Here is a 1,151-nt window from a genome sequence, read left to right as displayed (position 1 = left end):
GGCACAAATGTTAGGCCAATCTGGTCGTGACCAGCAATGGCTTTTAAGCCCTGGACAATTTCTGGAAGATGGCGATGCCCTTTAACTCCATATGCCTTGAAGTTATCTCCAGCCTCTGACATTAATGTACCGATCTCTGCTTTACGTCCAGCACCAGAAGTGCCTGACTTAGAGTCAGAAATAATATGCGTGCCATCAATCAGCTGTTTACCACCGGTAGACTTCGGTGAAAGCAATGGAGCAAGCCCAAGCTGCACAGAAGTGGGATAGCAGCCCGCTAAACCAACTACGCGAGCTTTTTTAATTTCTTCACGATTGATTTCAGCCAAACCATACACTGCCTCCGCTAGGATTTCTGGGCAACCATGTTCCATGCCGTACCACTTAGCAAATTCTTTAACGTCCTTCAAACGGAAGTCAGCAGCAAGATCCAAAATCTTCACATTGTTAGCAAGTAATTCTTTTGCTTGTGCCATAGCCACGCCATGAGGAGTTGCAAAGAACACCACGTCGCACTCATTCAACTTAGCTTCATCAGGAGTCGTAAATTTGAGATCAATTCGGCCACGTAAAGAGGGAAACATCTCAGCTACTGGCATACCAGCTTCTGTGCGAGATGTAATTGCCTGGATCTTGACTTCGGGGTGTTGCGCTAGCAGGCGCAGTAATTCCACTCCGGTATATCCAGTGCCACCTACGATACCAACTTTAATCATGTCATTCTCCAAAATGCCGACTGATGAATTTTATTCCTTGAATACCTTAATTGTAGAAACAAAAAGGGCCGCTTGCGCGACCCTTTCGATAAAACTGAAGCGACTGAAAGAAATTAGCGCTTGCTGAACTGCTTACGACGACGCGCGCCATGCAGACCAACTTTTTTACGCTCAACTTCACGAGCATCGCGAGTTACCAAACCTGCTTTAGACAGGGCTGGCTTCAAGGCGTTGTCGTAGTCGATCAATGCACGAGTAACGCCGTGACGAACTGCACCAGCTTGGCCAGTTTCACCGCCACCACTAACGTTTACTTTGATATCAAAGGTTGTTAGATGGGCTGTGAGAGCCAAAGGCTGACGAGCGATCATGCGTGATGTTTCGCGAGCAAAGTAAGCATCGATAGGTTTACCGTTAACAGTAATCTCACCTTTG

General features: G+C 46.9%; 2 protein-coding genes. Both read right to left on the bottom strand.

Annotated elements, in window-relative coordinates:
- Positions 1-716, bottom strand: a 716-nt coding sequence (gene argC, locus B7Y67_RS18785; RefSeq protein WP_293599930.1) for an N-acetyl-gamma-glutamyl-phosphate reductase, incomplete at its 3' end; no start/stop codon positions are given.
- A 113-nt stretch (positions 717-829) separates the two neighbouring features.
- A partial coding sequence (gene rpsI, locus B7Y67_RS18780) for a 30S ribosomal protein S9 (protein WP_293597455.1) occupies positions 830-1,151 on the bottom strand: 322 nt, incomplete at its 5' end.

It is taken from the genome of Polynucleobacter sp. 35-46-11, assembly GCF_002281105.1.
The sequence above is the reverse complement of the archived record's forward strand: the minus strand, read 5'-3'. Positions and strand labels throughout refer to the sequence as shown.